This window comes from Rhodococcus globerulus (assembly GCF_019334125.1).
Classification (GTDB): domain Bacteria; phylum Actinomycetota; class Actinomycetes; order Mycobacteriales; family Mycobacteriaceae; genus Rhodococcus_F; species Rhodococcus_F globerula.
This window is the reverse complement of record NZ_CP079698.1, coordinates 2,857,498-2,875,053: the sequence shown is the minus strand read 5'-3', so window position 1 is coordinate 2,875,053 and position 17,556 is coordinate 2,857,498. Positions and strand designations below refer to the sequence as shown.

Below are 17,556 nucleotides of genomic sequence, written 5' to 3'. Positions count from 1 at the left end.
GCCCTCTAGGGCTTTGCTAAGGCTTGCCTATCTTCTACTCTAAGGCATGCAGTTCGACGAACTGCATGACCTCCCGAATCCAGTTCTTGGAGAGGGACATTGTCTGGGTGTGAGCCAGTGGCCAACACATTCTCCAGGCATCGGACTGTCAATATGAGTGGAGACGATCGTCGTGAGTACTTCGATACCGACAGGTGGCCCGGCTGCTGACATCACCGGAGCGACACCGTCCGAACCGGCATCCGGTAAGGGCGGGAACCGTCCGACCGTCTCCGTCATCGTCCCGGCCATGAACGAGGCAAAAAATTTGCCCTTCGTTGCGTCGCGGATGCCTACGGATATCGATCAGATCGTCTTCGTCGACGGACATTCCACTGACGACACCGTAGCTGTGGCCCGTGAATTGTGGCCGGATGCAACATTTGTCGTGCAGACCCGTTCTGGTAAGGGCAACGCCCTGGCCTGTGGATTCGAGGCATCGACCGGCGATATCATCGTCACCATCGACGCCGACGGTTCGACCGACCCCGCTGAGATTCCCTTCTTCGTCGAGGCACTGGTCGGCGGGGCCGACCTCGCCAAGGGAAGCCGATTTGTCGGCCGCGGTGGAAGTTCCGACATCACCGGATTGCGCAACGTCGGTAACAAGGGCCTCAACGGCTTGGTCAACCTCATCTTCCGAACAAAGTTCTCCGATCTCTGCTACGGCTACAACGCCTTCTGGCGCAAGCACATCCCGCTGCTCGAACTGGCACCGGTCGAGTACCAGCGCGCGCAGTGGGGCGACGGTTTCGAGATCGAAACCGTCATCAACGTCCGTCTTGCGACGAGCGGCCTCAACATCGTCGAGGTCGGCAGCTTCGAGGGTCCCCGGATCCACGGACGCAGCAACCTCAACGCCTACAGCGACGGCATGCGAGTGCTGCGCACCATCGGTCAGGAATGGCAGCACTGGCGCGAGACCAAGACCATCCAGAAGAAGACCGCACAGGCTGACGTCCGCGAACTGACGCTGTGACCGCCCCCTCCGGCGACACCGTCGTATCGCCGGAGGCGGCAATCGCAGGTGACCCCAGCACGGAGGGTCTCAGCACGGAAGGTCCCAGTGCTGAAGGCCACAGCCTCGAACGAAACAGTCTGGCGCTCACCGTTTCAGCGCTCTTGACCGGTGTTGTGGGTCTTGTCTACTGGGCGATTCTCGGACGCCTCTACCCGGCGCGTGAGGTCGGTGCTGCCGCGGCGGTGATCACCACGGCAACCATGCTCTCCGCTTTTGGCAACTTCGGTATCGGTGGACTCTTCGAACGTTTTCTTCCGCTTGCCGGGCAGCGCTCCAAGTCGCTTGTCGGGGCGGGATTTGCCGTCGGTGCGGTGGGCGGTCTTCTCCTGGGCGGCGGATTCCTGCTGCTTGGCCCGACGTCGGAGATGTTCCTCCATCCGTTCGAGTACTGGCTTTTCCCAGTGGTTGTGGTTGTGTTCTCCACGTTTGCCATGCTCGACCACACCGCGGTGGCGTTCCGCGAAGCCGGTTGGGCCGCAGGGAAGAACGTCGCGCACGCGATTGTGAAGCTGGTGCTTGCCGCAGCATTGGCGTTTACCGCTTCACACCTCGCCATCATCTGGACGTGGACGGTCCCGGCGCTGATCGCCGCACTTGTTCTGGGCGTGATGGTTGCCCGGCGGCTACGCACGCCCGACTACCAGAGCGCGGCGTCGCAGTTGCCGCCTCGGCGGGAGATCGGTAACTACCTGGCCGGTTCCTACGGCATCTACGTGGTCAGTGCGCTTGCGCCACTGCTGCTCCCGCTGATCGTCGTATCGCGAATGGGTGCCGACGCCAACGCGTACTTTGCAATCTCCTGGTCCCTGGTCACCGCCGTACTGGTCTTGATGACCATGCTGCTGGGGCCGTACGTTGCCGCGTCGGCAAGTAGTGATCCGACGCGCCTGTACGGTCTGACCCTTCGATTCTTTGCGATACTCGGTGCTGTCGCGTTGAGTGGTGTGCTGCTGTTTGCAGTGATCGCGCCCGTGATGTTGGACATCGTCGGTAAGCCGTACGCGGAGCAGGGAACTCCGCTGCTCCGCCTGGCTGCGATTGCGCTGGTTCCCGCGACAATAGTGGCCGCGTACACCGCGGTTGCCCGTGTGCGTCGCCGCTTACGCCTGGCGGTGGTAGTGCAGATCTGCAATGCGGCACTGATTCTCGGACTCAGTCTGGCATTGATCGACGAGCACGGACTTGTCGCGTTGGGCTGGGCGTACATCGTGGCTGAGTCTGTGTCTGCCGTGATCCTTGTTGTGCCACTTACCCGTGCTGTTCTTGTTATGCGGAGTGAATCTCAGTCTGTGAACTGAATGGCATCCGGTGACGGATCGTAGTAACCGGATTTCTGCATCTTCTCCAACTCGTCGAAGTCTGCCGCATACACAGTGACCCAGTCCACCTGTACGGCAACGTTGTCCGGGCGCTGCTCCGAGAAGTCGGAGCACGGTGTCATGCCCCAGTCCTCACGACGTTCACACGCTCCGGCCTCGGCTTGCAGGCCGAGCCACATGGGGACGTCCGGAACCATTGTCTCCGAATGTGCTTCGGCCCAGACTTTGCCGTCGAGCAGGTAGCGGACGATGCCAGGTCCCCACTCGACCCCGACGGTGTGCCACTCGGAGAAATCTCCCCCCGTGGATACACCCTTTTTGTCGTTGGTGCCTTTGTCGTCGACCCAGTGCAGGAAGGCGGACATCTCGTCGCGCGTGCCGCTGACGCTTTCTGCGAAATCGATCTCCGGTGGCCACTTCTCGTTCTGTGGCCAGAGCAGCATGTGGTACGAGATGTCGTCGCTGTTGTCGGCGCGCATGCGGATCTCCCAGCGCCCGTACTGCTGGGTGACCGGATAATTCGACACCCCTCCGGTGATCCATCCCGAATCGGTTCGATGCGAATTCAGGTTGAGCAGACCGCCGTCGACCTGAACCATCGACGCATCCCACGTGCTGTTCGGATTGCCGCCTGGCTGGCCGCTGTAGGTACCCCAGTCGGAACCGAGATCACAATCGTCGAAATCATCGCTGAAGATCTGCTTCCAACCCTGCAGGTCACCGCGAGGAAGTGACACGCCACCAGGTGAGGATTCCGGCGCGCACGGGTTTTCGGCCGGCGAATCGGTCGCGATCGTGCACGAGGTACACGATGCGATGAGGGCGAGCGCCGCGATAGTTCCGGCAGCGCGCCGCCGTCGACGGCTCATACAGCCATTGCGATCAGTCGCACGAAAGTCAGAGTCGCAGCGGTGATCACACAGACGGCAAGCGCAAGGCTGATCAGTTGGGCCGCGTGTCCGCGGCCGATGCTGCCGGTGGCAGGAACCTCACGTTCACGCAGGATCACGCCGGCGACCAGGAGAACGCCGGCGGCCAGGAAGAAGAAGATCGCAACACTCATGGGGACTCGAATTCGATAGCGGGTGCGTCGACACGGCGCAGGATCGTGATGCTCGGCTTTTCGATCATCGGGACGTAGAGGCCGCTGTCGATGATAGCGGCCAGTTCGGCGTCGAGGTACTCCTGTGTCATTCCCTGCTGCAGCAACGCCATTCCGATGCCCTGGCTCGTGACGTACACGTACATGGGGTTACGTGCCAGAGCGCAACCGCTGAGGTCGTTGGCGCAGTCGTAGCTGTCGACGAACATCATTCGCGGCCCGAGCGGGTCCAGCGTCCGTCGCACACCGTTCGTGTGAGACGCATGGCTCCACGTCATGATCGTGGTCGACGGCGGAACCGCGGCGATAAACTGATCCGATACCGTGACCTGATCGGTTGTCGACGCTTCGAATGCGGTGTTCAGTCCGCGGTTTGTGGTCAAGAGCAATCCCAGCGAGACCAACGCCAAGGTTACGGCGGCGGCCCGAACCCAGCGGGACGGTCGTGTCTTGCGCGGCCGCGTGTGATTTGCCGACGAGACCGGGTTGAGTGCCTTGCGGATCTGGTTGCCCGCATGTGCGAGGGCGACGGCGGCAAAGGGAGCCAGGACCGGGGAGGCGAGAACGAAGCAACGGATGATCATCTCGCCGCCGTAGCTTTGCAGCAGGATAAGCGAGAACGGCGCTGCGGCAACGGCTCCTGCCACGAGCCAGGTTCGTCGGTGGCGTGAGAGCACCCAACCTGCAAAGCCAACCACGGCGAGTATCCCCGACGCACCCATACGCAAGTACTGCATCTGCTGGTACGTCGGATCTCCGGTAATGCGCTCGCCCACACCGCGGCCCACCGAATTGCCGACCTGCCCGATCTCGCTGAAGATCGACTGGAGGTGGCCGATCCAGAAGTCGGTGGCGCCGTAGCTGAACCACGCCGCGAACACCAGACCTGCTGCCAGCCACATGGTCCGGTAGCGCGTTGCGCCGAACAGCGAGAATGATGCGAGGACCACGATGACGAGGATCGGGGTGATCTGGTGGCTGACGGTGGTGGCGACGATGAGGAGTAGCAGAACCGCGCCCACCGCGAGTGTGCGGAGTGAATCGAAACCGGGAACGAACCCGGGGGTGCGCCGAGGCGCCGAGACGATGAATCGACCGATCCCGGAACCGATTACCGGAAGCGGTGAGCGTCGAAGCTGCCACAACAGCGTCGCGAGGATGGTGGTGTAGAAGATCGTCGCGACGGCCTGCGGGGCGAAGTAATCCTGCTGGTACCAGTTGAAGAGTTGGTAGATGACCACAGCCAGCCAGGCGAGCCGAACGCGGCCGGTGATGGCAATCGCGATGGCGTACAGCGGAAACGCCAGTAGCGCGCCCATGTACAGCGGCGCCCACAGAAGTAGCACGGTCGCGTCGGGAACATCGGCGACCGTGATCAGATGTGCCCCGGCGGAGAAGAATCCGGCCCAACTGAATCGCGCGTCGATCGAGTTGGGAAGGGTGCCGCTCTGGGCAAGAATGTTGATGAATCCGCGATGCACAAACGCGACCGGCACGGTGGTCTCGCCGGTGGCTACCGGAACGAGCATCGTGGTGTAGAGGATCAGCATGACGGTGTTTGCGGCCATCAACACGTGGTCGATCACGCGTCGACGCAGCGTGTACGCGATTGTGCCGCAGAGCGTTACCAGTCCGAGCACGTAGATCGGCCCGATTTCGGTGACGATGCCGAAGTGGCCCGCCGCCGCGACATCCAACCTTGCGGCCGCGACCACGAACAGGATCAGGGCGATCAGCAGCGCACCGAAACCGTAGGCTCGGCTCCGGTCGACATAGCGCAGGCGCTGGCGTTCGCCGTTCGGCAGTCGGAAGTCGGACGGCACAGTGCGCGAGGCGCCGGCGCAGAGTGCGAGTGCGAGGAGCGCCAAGATGAACTGAGTGCGCAGCGGACTCCACCACGACGCCACCATCGTCAGCTGACTGGCCAGGATGGTGACGGCCAACGACACCGACACGATCAGGGCAGCCGAGAGCGCGCGGCCTGGAATGCGCAGCGCAACAACGACGGGCAGTCCGGGAACCAGGGTCATACCGGCAAGCGCGATCAGCAGGCGGATCGGCGCGGGCACGAAGTCGGCGATGTCGGTTGCCACGGCGAGGTTGAGCACGAAAATGGCAACCGCAACTGCCACGCCGATTCTCAGGCAGATACGGGGATTCCACCCGTAGTGGGGGAGCGATGCCACGGACTTACCCGGCCGGAGATCGATGATGTCTGTGTCGGTGTCTATTTCGGTGCTCACCGCCCGGCACCGACCCGGCGCGCGTTCAGGTGGCTACGAACGAAGAGGACCGGTCCTGCAAGGTAACCCAGGGCTTCGAGGATTCGCAGGTGCAGCGGCCAGTCGGACGGGAAGTCGATGTTCTTCGTCGACGTCGGCGAGATCAGCATGTGGATACCCCGTGGGATACGCGTGAGGATCGGCCGCGGTGATCCGGACAGGACGAACTTGGTCAACGACGCGGCCATACCGGTGCCGTAGCCGTAACTTTGCACCCGAAGTTCCGGCATGTTGTCACGGTGGTAGTGCCGCACAACGGCGTTCGGATTGTAGGCAATAGACCAACCGTCGAGGAGTGCGGCGCGGAAAGCGTCGAGGTCCTCACCGCCGTGGGTGGGGGTGCCGGTGCCGAGACGCTCGTCGAATCCGCCGATCGAGTGCAGGGCAGTCGAGCGGAAGGCCATATTGTTGCCCGATCCGCACTCGCCCGCGGTGTAGGGGAAGAACGGACCGTGCGGACCGTACTCGCCGAGGGTGTCGTCTGTGCCGAGCGCAGTCTCTTCGCGAGAGTTCATCGCCCAGAGCGTTGCTACCTCACCCTTGTCGAAGACCTTTGCTTCCTCGAACCAGGCTTGCTCCCTGGTGTTGGATTCTGTACCGAGCACCCGGCCGGTCACGACTCCGACTGAACTGGTGTTGTCGGCGTGGAAGCTGGTGACAATGCCCGAGATCCACCCGGGATCTGGGACTGCGTCGTCGTCGGTGAAGGCGACGATGCGGCCCCTGGCGCTCTGATGTCCTTTGTTTCGGGCCGCCGAGACACCGGGTATGGGCTGTTCCAGTATCGACAGGCGGGGGTCGTCGATGTCGGCCAGAATCCGCGCGGCCTCACTTCGGTGGGGACGGTTGTCGACTACCAGCAGTTCGATATTGCGGTGGTCCTGCGCCAGCACTGTGCGCACGGTGTTGAGCAACGAATCGCGACCGACAGTGGGAATCACAACGGTGATCAACTCGTCGGCGGCGACGGGTGCTTCGGCCGGTTTTTCCACTGGCGCTTGTACTTCCGAACTAGTGGTGCGACGGCCTTGGCGAATGGCCGCGGCCGCAGTGGCTGATGCGGTGACAAACAATCCGAGGATCATGACAAGAATCCGGGACACCGCGCTGATGCCGTTGCCCGTTACCGCGCCGCGGAGATAGCGCAGCACCCCGGTGGTCAGAGTGCGAATGACAAAACTTCGTTCGGCTGCGAGCCCGGCCTTGCCGCCCACCATGTCGGACAGCACAGCCTTGGAGCGGCCCTCGTGGCGGCAGCGACTGATGAAGTAGCGCAGGGTACTACGGGTGCGGGGAACAAAGTGGTCGACGGCAAACTCCTCGATCCGCACAACCTTGGATCCCGGGAATTGCTGTCGTAGTTCAATTCCCATGAGGGTTTCCTCGCAGCCGGCCGGCACTGTTCCGACGCGGCCCAGGCGGTCGGAGAAACCGCCGATCTTCTGCAATTCGGCACGGCGGACAGCCATGGCGGCGCCGATCGGGTTGCGGATCTCGGCGCCGTCGGCGGCAAGCCCGCGGTAGTCGCAGCCCACGACCCAGCCGAACTCGTCCGGGAACCACGATGGCGGGGCTCCTGCTTCCCACTTGGCGTGTACCGCACCGCCGACAGCGATAACCGAAGCGTCCGCGAAGGCGCTGCGAACGCTGTCCAGGGCTCCAGGTCGGAGCACCGCGTCGTCGTCGACGAACGCGACCAACTCAGTCCGCGCTGCCGCGACACCGGTGTTGCGGGCGCCGGACAGGCCGCGGGTCGCCGCGTTCGGAATCACGGTGATGCCGCTCGGGAAGGCGGAAATCAGATCTGCGCGGAGTGCGTCGTTGTGGTCCACGATCACAATCAGTTCGTCCGAGTCCGGGCGAAGCTGCGTCTGGGCGCTGCGGATGCCGGTGGACAGCTGATCCAGACGGTCGTGGGTGTAGCAGCAGATCAATACGGTGATCCCGGGGACCAGGTGGGTCTGCGCTGTCAAGACGTACTCCGACGGGGTCTAGGCGGGGTGGCAACACCACCCCTGGAAGGGCAGCCTTACCTATGTTATCGGACGCCCATGGTATCGGGGCACATCGGGTCAGTTAACAGAAGACAAATAGGCAATCGGATCGGTGGCAGCGCATTCCAGGGCCGACGTCACCACCGCCTGCGCAAACACGTTTCCGTGGAACGACGCCGTCGTCGCGAGCGCACCTTCCACGATTGCCCACGTGAGCGTTATGCCCTCTGGGCCGACAGGGTCGTTGTGCGCCGAGTAGAACGGTGACGCGTCGGTGAGCCACGGAACCTGACCTTGTCGCGGCACCGGGCCGATGCTCGAAAACAGCAGCTGGGCCTGGGGATCTCGAGGGCGACTGATCGGATATGCGCCGGAATTGTTGATTCGCAAGCCGATTCGGGTCCGCATCATGTTCAGGGCGAGGTTCGCAACGGGCCGGCCCGTTGCCACCGCCTCGGACGTGGCCTCGTGGATGCGGTCGGGCGTCGGGTTCGCCCCCAGATCGAATTCGAGTCCGGAGACGAAGTTTCCCAACGGTACTCGACCAGCCGGAAGGTAACGACGCGCATCGAGGGTTACCGTTGCAACGGGATTGATGGCGAGTCCGGCGTCGGCCAGCGCGCGGTGCAGCACCGAGGCGGTCAGGGCGTACATCGACACCGACGGAAGATTCTGGTCCCGCCACATGCGCAACGACCGAACGGTGTCGGGATCAGTGGTGACCACGGCAGCAGTGCGGGCGGGCGTCCACGGTTCCACCGGCCCGGACTGTGTGGGACGCGGCGTCCGATCGAGTGACCGACGCAGCGCCCAGCCGCGCCGTGGATCCGAACCGTAGGTGCGTAGCGCGGCAGTGGTGATCCCCGAGCGCGAGGCACGCGACGGTTGCCACACCTGAGGATCGGCGGGGTCGATCATGCCGAGGATGACTTCGTTCATCATGAGCGTCAGAGCGACTTCGCCGAGACCGTGGTTGTGGTCGGTGCGGAGATAGTTCCCGGCCACTGTGACGGTTGTGGGGTGATCCTCTCGTGAGACGTTCGACGCCGTATCGAGCAGGTCCATCGGGGAGGTCGGCGGATCGAGCCGAACTACTTCGGGGGCACACGATTCGGGATCGAATGTCCACCGATTGCCGTGCGCTGACGGTCTGAGTCCGAGGCGTGTGTGTGGCCCTGCTTCGGCCATCGTGCGAAGTCGAGCGGCAATGGTGGCGTCGTCAGGGAGATGTACGGGGCCGATGACGGACGTGATCCGCGTACGGCTGTGCATCACGTCCAGATGGCTGACGCGAAGAGATGCTTTGGGGGATGGCGGCATTTTTCAGACGAGCGTCGACGGTGCTGTATCGGAAGACGGTGCTGTATCGGACGACGGTGCTGTATCGGACGACGCTGTATCAAGTTTCCGGAAGAAGTCGACGGTGCGGGCGATCCCCTCCGACAGTGACGTCAACGGGGTCCATCCCAATTCCGTGCGTGCCAGTGCGGCGTCGAGCGCGGACCGGCGAACATCCCCGAGTCGCGCCGGCATCCACGTGGGTTCTGCCGCGACGCCGGTGGCGTGCGCAAGCAATGCGTGTAGTTCGCGGTCGGACGTCTCGACTCCGGTTCCGATATTGAAGCGTTGTCCCGAGCCCGCGGTGCCCGATGCTGCGATCAGCGCCGTCACCACGTCCTCGACGAAGACGTAGTCCCGCGTATTTCCACCGTCGCCGAACAGGAAAGTGTTTCCGCCGGAAAGCATTTCGCGCGCGAAGATTGCGACGACGCCAGCCTCGCCGTGTGGATCCTGGCGGGGTCCGTACACGTTGGCCGGGGCGATGTGTGAGCAATCCAGACCGTGGAGTTGCCGGAAGCAGTTGAGGTAGTTCTCGGCGCTGATCTTGCTGCATGCGTAGGGCGAGAGCGGGTTGACCGGAGCGTGCTCGGAGACGGGCAGGTGTTCCGGTGATCCGTAGATGGAACCGCCGGAAGACATGAACACGATCTTGCGAGCTTGTGCCGCGATCGCCGCAGATCCGATTTTCACAGTGCCGAGGATATTGGCGTCGGCGTCGTTGATCGGGTCGGCGACGCTGTGCCGCACGTCGATTTGCGCTGCGAGATGGAAAACCACTTCGGGAGCGAACGTCTCGAACAGCGGACCGATCTTGTCGTCCCGAATGTCGAGAACTTCGAGGTCGACATCTGCGGTCGCGAGCGCCGCGTCGAGGTTGTCTACCCGACCGCGGCTCAAGTCGTCTATGACGAGCACTTGGTGACCGTCCTTGCGCAGGCGATCCACAAGCGTCGAGCCGATGAATCCGGCTCCTCCGGTAACCGCGGTGCGCACAGGTTTGCCTTCCCTTACTTTCGATGACTTTTGGGAGTCTAGGCAATCGGGTCCGAAAACGGGAATCTACGCCCATTGGGCTGGTCGAGGCACAGCTTTGTGCCTCGACCAGCTGTCAGGAAATTGTTACGCGCCGTCCCACGCGTGCACTGTCACCCAGTCGACGAGGAAATTGCCGCCGCCAAGAGCCGGGTAGAGGCTGGACTCGAGCTGGAGCTGCCAACGCATCGCGGTATCGGGGATTCCCCGCGTGGACTCGAGCAAGACCTTGTCGTCGAGCATGAATCGAACAACAGACGGAGTCCATTCGATCGTGACAACACGCCAATCCGCGTAGGTGGAAGTGTCGACATCGGAGAGCGCCTGGGAGTTCGCGTCCGCGCCGTCCTCGGCGTAGTGGTGGAAGCCGTAGATGGGTCCCGTCAGTGGGCCCTCCGGGAAGTTGATCTCGCCTTCTTCCGGCCATCCTTCGGAGTCCGGCCACAGCAGCATCGCCAACCGGTAACCGGTGATCGCCGGATGACTGACCTTGATGCGCGCCGAGTAGCGCCCGTACACCTGGGCCTGGCTGCTGCCGTTGATGACGGGGGACATGTTGGCTCCGGCACGGCGGCCGTCGACGTCGTGGAGGTAGTAGTCGAGTACGCCGTCGTGTGCGCTCACTACTTCGTCTGCGCGGTAAGGGTTCTTGTTGTACGTATCGAGGTAGCACTCGGGGTACGTCCGCCAGCGCGTGTTCTCGGTTCCGGTGTAGACGATCTTGCCGGGGTTGTTGCACTCGTCGTTTGCGAAGGTGCCGATCGGAGCATCGGTAGTGAAGTCGTCGACAAAGATCTCACGCCAACCGGGCAACGCTGCTCGGGGCGCTGCCTGCGTCCCGCTGACGCCACCACCGGACGAGCCGGCCGATCCGGTGAGTTGCGCTTGAGCGGTCGAGGGCAAGAAGATCCCGAGCACAGTCGCGGCGACGAGCGCCGCTGCGGCAGTGCTGCGGCGGCGAGACCGCTGGGTGGGCAAACGCATCTGACTTCTCCAAAGGGTTGAATGAGCGGCACGACGCACGGGTCGAACGACCAGTTTGCCGATCGCAGACCGTGGGTACTTTACTTACTCTTGGTCAGGAATGGGCACCTACCTCGAGCGCCTGCATGTTCTGGGAAATACCGAGACAGCCCCGGCTGCACTCAGAAGACTCTCAGAAACGTTGCGTAGGTTGGGTTTCGGCTCGTTGACGCCTCTGGGATGTTGACGTGACGGATGCTGCGGATATCTCGCAGCGAAAGAATACGAAAGCCGCCGCTACCTCATGGGTAGCGGCGGCTTTCGCACTGTGCCGGTGTCGGTTCAGTGAGCCGCTGCGGGTTCCGCGGGTACGTAGTCGGGAACGTCGCGGGCCGGGTTACGGAACTTCGGCAGGAATGCTGCCAGGAAAAGCGCGATGAGGGCCGATCCCGCGGCCAGGGCCATGATGACGCGGAACGCGTTCTCGGTCGGCAGCGTGGTGTCGCCGAGAGTCATTGTCATCTGAGCCAGGACGACGCCGGCGATTGCGCTGGCAAACGATGTGCCGAGTGCGCGCATCAGGGTGTTCAAGCTGTTGGCCGCTCCGGTTTCCGAGGCGGGAACCGCACCCATGATGAGGGCTGGCATCGCGCCGTAAGCCATGCCCGTTCCTGCGCCGATGATGAGGGCGATCATGACGAGTTGCCAGATGGAGTGCAGCGCGAAGATGCCGATGAGATATCCGATCGCAACGACGACTGCACCGATCATGAGTGTGATCTTGGGGCCGTGGGTGTTGGTGATCTTGGAGGAGACCGGCGCGATGAGCATCATGATGATGCCGGATGGGGCCATGACCAGACCGGCGATGAGCATCGACCCGCCGAGTCCGAAGCCGGTGGCTTCCGGCAGTTGGACAACCTGGGGGAACACCATGCTGGAGGCGAACATCGCGAATCCGAAGACGACGGAAGCGAGATTGGTCAGTAGTACTTGGCGACGCGCTGACACGCGAAGGTTGACCAGTGGCTTCGGGTTGCGCAGTTCCCACCAGGCGAAGATGGCGAATGCGATGACGGCGGCAGCGAGCATCGAGACTGTGAGTCCGCTCGCCCATCCCCAGGAATTGCCCTTGGAAATCGCCAGAAGCAGGGTGATGAGTGCGACCGAGAGTGTGAGGGCTCCGACGAAGTCGAATTTGCCGCCGGTGCGGACCGTCGATTCAGGCACGATGACCAGGATCAGACCCGTCACGATGGCGCCGAGGACTGCCGATGCCCAGAACAGAACGTGCCAGTTGGCGTATTCGGCGATCATAGCTGCGATCGGAAGTCCCAGTGCGCCACCGACTCCCATGGCTGCGCTCATCATCGCGACGGCGCCGGCCAGTTTCTTGGGCGGAAGCACGTCACGCATGATGCTGATACCTAGAGGGATGACACCGGCGGCGAGTCCCTGGAGGACGCGCCCAAAGACGAGTGGGACAACGCTCGAACTCATGGCACCCACAATCGAGCCGACCACCAGAAGTGCCAAGCTGATCAGGAGTAGGCGGCGTTTGCCGAACATGTCGCCCAACCGGCCCATCGTCGGGACGGCAACGGCTGAAGCGAGGAGGGTGGCGGTCACTACCCAGGCTGTGTCCGAGGCGGACGCGTTCAGGTATTCCGGAAGGTGCGGAATGATCGGGATGACCAGCGTTTGCATCAGCGAGACCACGATGCCGGCAAACGCCAGAATTGCTACTACGGCAGTAGTTGACGGCGGTGCGGCTTTACTGGGTTCAGAAGTGGATATCGACATTGGAAAGCTCCATCAGAGAAAAGTAAAGAAGTCTTGAATTAAGTCAACTGATTGAATAAAGTTAAAGCAGCTGACTGACTTCGCGCAAGCGCTGCGAGGTCGATGGTGATCAACGTCTCGGTGCGCACATAGTGCCGAGCACCTGACTGTGGCGGTAGATGTGGCAGCAAGAACTGAAGATGCGATCAGCGATTCGGGTACCTCGGCGGGCTCTCTTCGTTCCGTTGCAACCCGTGAGCGGATACTCGAAGTCGCGGAGCGGTTGTTTGCCGAGCACGGGATCTTTGCCGTCTCGAATCGTCAGGTGAGCGAGGCCGCTGGGCAGGGCAACAACGCCGCCGTCGGATATCACTTCGGTACAAAAATCGATCTACTCCGTGCAATCGTGAACAAACATGCCGCGCCGATCGAGCAGAAGCGCAAGGAGTTGCTGGCCGACGTCAAAGGTTCGACAGATCTCCGTGACTGGATCACATGTCTGGTTCGAGCGTCCACTGATCATTACAACGAATTGACCGGACCCGCGTGGTATGCGCGGTTCAGTGTTCAGCTGATGGCCGATCCCACGCTGCGGGCCGTTGTCTACGAAGATGTTTCGTCATCGGAGCTCTTGCAAAAGATGCTCGGCGCGCTCGCCGCTTGTCTGCCCGACATGCCGGACGACGTTCGGCGCGCCCGCGGTGAAATGGCGCGGTATGTGATGCTGCACATGTGTGCCGAACGCGAAAGGCTCCTTGCCGGCGACGAATCGGTAGAGGTCTCGAACTGGGATGACTTCACGACAGATATCGTCGACGCGCTCGTCGGGCTCTGGAGTGCGCCGGTGTCGCGCTGAAATGTGTTTCTCCTGGATCTGATTGATCAATGTCCCTGGTTGGCAATCTCTTTCGTCAGAGGGGGAACGTTGTGATCGTTCCTGTCTGCGCGTGGGGCGGCAGTCCGCCGAGACTGAATCCGGCTGCGCCGGAACTAAATACCGCGCCTAAGCTTCGCATCACCAGTCAAGACGATGCGAAGCCCCCACGTATGTGCCAAGAATCCACTCACGAGTTTAGGGCTGTATGAGCATGGCTACCCCTAAAGCTCAGGATGCCCTACGCGTAGGAGGAGTTTGTGACCGCCGACGGATCCCAACCGCCTCGCCAACCGAGTTCAGCCGATTTTGATGCGCTGTATCGCGGCGACTTCGATGCCTTTGCGCGCAATACGGAGTTGCCTGACGCTGCACAGCGCAACGAACTCGACTTCGACCGAGTGCCATGGGATATCGGTGAAGCACAACCGGTGGTTCGGAAACTCGAAGCCGACGGCCAGTTAGCGAGTGAAGTCCTTGATATTGGTTGTGGTCTGGGTGAAAACGCTCTGTTTCTTGCCGACCGTGGCTACCAGGTGTGTGCACTCGACGCCTCACCTACGGCGATTGGGATCGCACGCGAACGCGCCGGTCTGCGGGGACTCGAGAAGGCAGTGGATTTTGATGTTGCCGACGCCATGACGCTTGATGGGTACGAGAATCGGTTCACCACTGTTCTCGACAGCGCGCTGTACCACTGCTTCCCGGAAGATCAGCGCCAACCGTATGTCGAGGCAGTACTACGAGCCTGCCGACCCCAAGCCCGGCTTCACCTGGTGTGCTTCTCGGACGAGGTTCCAGAGGAATTTCCTGGTCCTTATCGAATCAGTGAGGACAATCTGCGTCGAACGCTGGCCGACGCTGGTTGGATCGTCCGGCACCTCGAACGTACCACTTACACCACGGCGTTCACCCGCGGAGAGTTTGCGCGCCAAGCTAACTCGCCCTTGGCTGCTATCGTCGAAGGGCTGGGCTTCGATTCCCGCGACCGGCTTCTGGCTCCGGCGTGGCTGGCGACAGCAGAACATCCCTGAAAACTTATTCGTCGGCAAGAAATGGTCCGAGGGGGCCGAGATCGATGTTGAGGTCTTCGGGCGTCGGATCAAAATGCTCGCGCAACTCTCCCATCTTCTCCTCGAGCAACATCAGTGTGGTACCGATGCGTTCGACCTGCGCGTCGGACAGGCCGCCGACATCTTCCGGTGACACTGCTTGTGTTGCAAGCAAATCCGACCGCACCGCGTCGTAGGGGCGGTCGGGGTGTGGTGTGAATTTGCGGCGCCGGTAGATCACGGCAAGGAAGGCCGTACCGGACGGTTGTCTGAGTGGCGTTGACGCATTGCCTCGCGTTTGACCCACACCCATCTACAGAAGAAATCGCCGTAAAGCACTCAAATCGCAACGTGGAAACTGCTATTGACGTCGATGAATCTGCCGTCTAAATTAATCGAATCAAATTCGATTAATGCATGGAGGTGCGGTAGGTGGAGGCCGAACTACTTTTTGTCGGAGGCACGATACGCACGGGTGATTCGGCCCAGACGGTCAGCGACGCGCTCGCTGTGGTCGGCGGTCGCGTGGTTGGACTGGGGGAGCAGGCTCGTGCATTGAAGTCGACGCGAACCGAAGTCATCGATTTGGAGGGTGGGGCACTACTGCCCTCGTTCGGCGACGGCCATGTTCACCCGTTGATGGGTGGCCTGGAAATGCGTGGTGCCAAGATTCGCGACTGCAACAGCATCGATGAGGTCTTGCAGGAGGTGCGTCGCTGGGCGGATGAGAACCCCGACGCCGAGTGCATCTTCGGTGAGGGCGTGTCGCCTACCCTCGCTCCGGGCGGTCGGTTCGATGCTCGCTGGCTCGACAGCGTGGTCGAGGACAGACCCGTCGTCCTGCGCACGATGGACTATCACACCGCGTGGGTCAACAGCGCTGCACTGCGAAGCGCCGGGTTGACGCGCGATACGCCGGATCCGGTCGGCGGAGAGATCGTGCGAACGTCGGACGGTGAGTTGCTCGGGACCCTACGTGAATGGGGAGCGATCAACCCGGTACTGGCATTATTGCCCGCCGTAACCCTCGATGCGGGAGTTGATTCGCTTGCGGCAGCATCGAAAATGCTTGCCGCAGCAGGTATCACCTGGGTGCAGGACGCGTGGACCGAACCAGGCGATGTCGAGATCTGGCTGGCCACCGCTGAAAGTGGGCGCCTGTCCACCCGGGTAAATCTTGCATTCCGAGCGACACCTGAGAGTTGGCAGGGCGACCTGCCGGCGTTTGTCGAAGCCCGGCAGAAGGTCGCAGAACGGGGTGGCGACGCAGTCAAGGCAGGAACGGTGAAGTTCTTTGCCGACGGTGTCATCGAGGCCGGAACGGCAGCGCTCCTCGCGCCGTACACGGATTGCCCGCATTCCCACGGAATCAGCAATTGGACAACCGATGAACTCGGTCGAGCTGCCGCTGAAGTGGACCGGTTGGGTTTTCAGATTCATATCCATGCCATCGGCGATGCAGGTGTACGCATGGCCCTCGATGCAATCGAATACGTCGATCGATGTAATGGCCCGCGTGATCGACGCGCCACTATCGCGCATCTCCAATTGGTTGATGGCAACGACCTGGACCGATTCACGTCATTGGGAGTGATCGCCAACTTTCAGCCGCTATGGGCCCAGCTCGACCCGCTGATGACGGAGCTGACCATTCCGCGGATCGGCGCCGACCGTGGTGACCGCCAATATCGCATCGGAACCCTCGCTGAGCGCGGCGCGCGGGTGGCATTCGGCAGCGATTGGCCCATCACCGCCTTCGAACCGATCAAGGGAATTGCCACTGCGATTCACCGCCAGACGCCGGCTGGTATCCCGAGTGAAGGATGGCTACCTCGCGAACGCGTCGGCCTCGATTGGGCCCTGGCAACATACTCGGCGGGCGTCGCCTATCAGGGATTCGAAGAGGACATGTGGGGTTGCCTTCGGCCGGGAATGCGAGCCGACATGATCCAGCTTCCCGTCGATCCCGGCCAACTTGGCTCCGCCAAGGAGCTCAGCGACTTGGTTGTCTCCCGAACGTGGTTGGGAGGTAGGCAAGTTCACTGAGCGCTGCTTGTCATGGCGCATGCCTGGATCTGCCACAGCTGCTCACGAGTAGGACGCTGGGCGCGCCGATGTCTCGTGCACTTCCTCGAGGAGACGTCGAAAGCCTGACAGCAGAGCCATCCAACCGAGTTCGAAGGCTTGCTCGGCTCTGGCTGGACCCCGCGGCGCCGCAGCAAGCGCCAGAGTCAGAGCGTCGTCGGGTGTTGTCGAGTCCGCTTCGATCATGACTTCCGGTGCCGCTGCATCCAGTGCGGCGCCGAGGAGAAAGTTCTCGGCAGCGGTGATGACCGCCAAGATGTGGTCGTCCGGGAATCCGGCTTTCCTGAGGCCTTCTGCGGGAGCGTAGTAGACCGATAGCGACGTGGGATCACGCACCGTCTCCGTAGCGAGGAGGCGGATCGAGGTGGGGTGTCTACTGAACGCGGATCGATACGATCGAGCCCATGCAGTAAACGCGTCGTCCCAGGTTAGGCGCTCGAACGCCGACCCGTCGATTTCCCGTACGACGCGGTTTCGAACGAGTTCCACCACGGCCGCGCGACCCTTTGCATGGTGATAGATGGATGACACCTGCACATTCAGGTGTTTTGCAAGATCAGGCATTTTGAAGTCGCCGTCACGATCGACGAGCGCGAGCGCCGCCTCCGCAATTCGGTCGCGGTCCAGACGTGCGATACGCGGTCTTCCCATCGTCCCCCACCTCTCAAAT

Annotated in this window: 15 protein-coding genes; 5 read left to right on the top strand and 10 right to left on the bottom strand. The window is 62.1% G+C overall.

All coding sequences use genetic code 11. The features are described 5' to 3' along the window. Nucleotides 1-211 precede the first annotated feature (211 nt). Entirely contained in the window at nucleotides 212-1,018 is an 807-nt protein-coding gene (locus KYT97_RS13005) for a glycosyltransferase family 2 protein (protein ID WP_230590013.1), read from the top strand. Next, nucleotides 1,015-2,358 (top strand): lipopolysaccharide biosynthesis protein, encoded by a 1,344-nt coding sequence (locus KYT97_RS13000; RefSeq protein ID WP_245006107.1) that lies wholly within the window; start codon nucleotides 1,015-1,017, stop codon nucleotides 2,356-2,358. Before KYT97_RS13005 ends, KYT97_RS13000 begins: the two co-directional genes overlap by 4 nt. Here the strand turns inward: KYT97_RS13000 and KYT97_RS12995 are convergent. From KYT97_RS12995 to KYT97_RS12960, 8 genes are all read right to left on the bottom strand, one after another. Beyond that, nucleotides 2,343-3,248 (bottom strand): glycoside hydrolase family 16 protein, encoded by a 906-nt coding sequence (locus KYT97_RS12995; RefSeq protein ID WP_219112471.1) that lies wholly within the window; start codon nucleotides 3,246-3,248, stop codon nucleotides 2,343-2,345. The genes KYT97_RS13000 and KYT97_RS12995 overlap by 16 nt on opposite strands. Next, complete coding sequence (locus KYT97_RS12990; RefSeq protein ID WP_033231638.1) at nucleotides 3,245-3,442, bottom strand: hypothetical protein; 198 nt, start codon at nucleotides 3,440-3,442, stop codon at nucleotides 3,245-3,247. Before KYT97_RS12990 ends, KYT97_RS12995 begins: the two co-directional genes overlap by 4 nt. After that, complete coding sequence (locus tag KYT97_RS12985) at nucleotides 3,439-5,724, bottom strand: hypothetical protein (RefSeq protein WP_245006106.1); 2,286 nt, start codon at nucleotides 5,722-5,724, stop codon at nucleotides 3,439-3,441. Before KYT97_RS12985 ends, KYT97_RS12990 begins: the two co-directional genes overlap by 4 nt. After that, entirely contained in the window at nucleotides 5,721-7,736 is a 2,016-nt protein-coding gene (locus KYT97_RS12980; RefSeq protein WP_245006105.1) for a glycosyltransferase family 2 protein, read from the bottom strand. Before KYT97_RS12980 ends, KYT97_RS12985 begins: the two co-directional genes overlap by 4 nt. 99 nt (nucleotides 7,737-7,835) lie before the next feature. Continuing rightward, nucleotides 7,836-9,032 (bottom strand): hypothetical protein, encoded by a 1,197-nt coding sequence (locus KYT97_RS12975; RefSeq protein WP_219112469.1) that lies wholly within the window; start codon nucleotides 9,030-9,032, stop codon nucleotides 7,836-7,838. Between the two features lie 48 nt (nucleotides 9,033-9,080). Then, nucleotides 9,081-10,091 carry an NAD-dependent epimerase/dehydratase family protein gene (locus tag KYT97_RS12970; protein WP_172936539.1) on the bottom strand — a complete coding sequence of 337 codons (1,011 nt, stop codon included), beginning with the start codon at nucleotides 10,089-10,091 and terminating at the stop codon, nucleotides 9,081-9,083. A 126-nt stretch (nucleotides 10,092-10,217) separates the two neighbouring features. Then, nucleotides 10,218-11,114: a glycoside hydrolase family 16 protein gene (locus KYT97_RS12965; RefSeq protein ID WP_219112467.1), complete on the bottom strand. Its 897-nt coding sequence runs from the start codon at nucleotides 11,112-11,114 to the stop codon at nucleotides 10,218-10,220. Between the two features lie 321 nt (nucleotides 11,115-11,435). Beyond that, on the bottom strand, nucleotides 11,436-12,896 hold the full coding sequence (locus KYT97_RS12960; protein ID WP_172936538.1) for an MFS transporter: 1,461 nt from the start codon (nucleotides 12,894-12,896) through the stop codon (nucleotides 11,436-11,438). Nucleotides 12,897-13,056: 160 nt separating this feature from the next. On the opposite strand from KYT97_RS12960, the gene KYT97_RS12955 reads away from it, so the two are divergent. Together KYT97_RS12955 and KYT97_RS12950 are read left to right on the top strand one after the other, a co-directional pair. Continuing rightward, nucleotides 13,057-13,731 carry a TetR/AcrR family transcriptional regulator gene (locus KYT97_RS12955; protein ID WP_219112465.1) on the top strand — a complete coding sequence of 225 codons (675 nt, stop codon included), beginning with the start codon at nucleotides 13,057-13,059 and terminating at the stop codon, nucleotides 13,729-13,731. 278 nt (nucleotides 13,732-14,009) lie between these two features. After that, nucleotides 14,010-14,783 carry a class I SAM-dependent methyltransferase gene (locus tag KYT97_RS12950; protein ID WP_219112463.1) on the top strand — a complete coding sequence of 258 codons (774 nt, stop codon included), beginning with the start codon at nucleotides 14,010-14,012 and terminating at the stop codon, nucleotides 14,781-14,783. A gap of 4 nt (nucleotides 14,784-14,787) precedes the next feature. Here the strand turns inward: KYT97_RS12950 and KYT97_RS12945 are convergent, their stop codons facing one another. Continuing rightward, complete coding sequence (locus tag KYT97_RS12945) at nucleotides 14,788-15,114, bottom strand: gas vesicle protein K (protein WP_219112461.1); 327 nt, start codon at nucleotides 15,112-15,114, stop codon at nucleotides 14,788-14,790. Nucleotides 15,115-15,233: 119 nt separating this feature from the next. Here KYT97_RS12945 and KYT97_RS12940 point away from each other — a divergent pair, with 119 nt between their 5' ends. After that, nucleotides 15,234-16,847, top strand: a complete 1,614-nt coding sequence (locus KYT97_RS12940; RefSeq protein ID WP_095886964.1) for an amidohydrolase — start codon at nucleotides 15,234-15,236, stop codon at nucleotides 16,845-16,847. A gap of 42 nt (nucleotides 16,848-16,889) precedes the next feature. On the opposite strand, the gene KYT97_RS12935 is transcribed toward KYT97_RS12940, so the two are convergent. Next, nucleotides 16,890-17,537, bottom strand: coding sequence for a TetR/AcrR family transcriptional regulator (locus tag KYT97_RS12935; RefSeq protein ID WP_095886963.1), 648 nt, complete (start codon nucleotides 17,535-17,537; stop codon nucleotides 16,890-16,892). Nucleotides 17,538-17,556 lie beyond the last annotated feature (19 nt).

Coding starts and splice junctions, on each gene's coding strand:
- KYT97_RS12995 (WP_219112471.1), bottom strand. CDS start 3,248: ATGAGCCGTCGACGGCGGCGCGCTGCCGGAACTATCGCGGCGCTCGCC.
- KYT97_RS12945 (WP_219112461.1), bottom strand. CDS start 15,114: ATGGGTGTGGGTCAAACGCGAGGCAATGCGTCAACGCCACTCAGACAA.
- KYT97_RS12990 (WP_033231638.1), bottom strand. CDS start 3,442: ATGAGTGTTGCGATCTTCTTCTTCCTGGCCGCCGGCGTTCTCCTGGTC.
- KYT97_RS12965 (WP_219112467.1), bottom strand. CDS start 11,114: ATGCGTTTGCCCACCCAGCGGTCTCGCCGCCGCAGCACTGCCGCAGCG.
- KYT97_RS12935 (WP_095886963.1), bottom strand. CDS start 17,537: ATGGGAAGACCGCGTATCGCACGTCTGGACCGCGACCGAATTGCGGAG.
- KYT97_RS12960 (WP_172936538.1), bottom strand. CDS start 12,896: ATGTCGATATCCACTTCTGAACCCAGTAAAGCCGCACCGCCGTCAACT.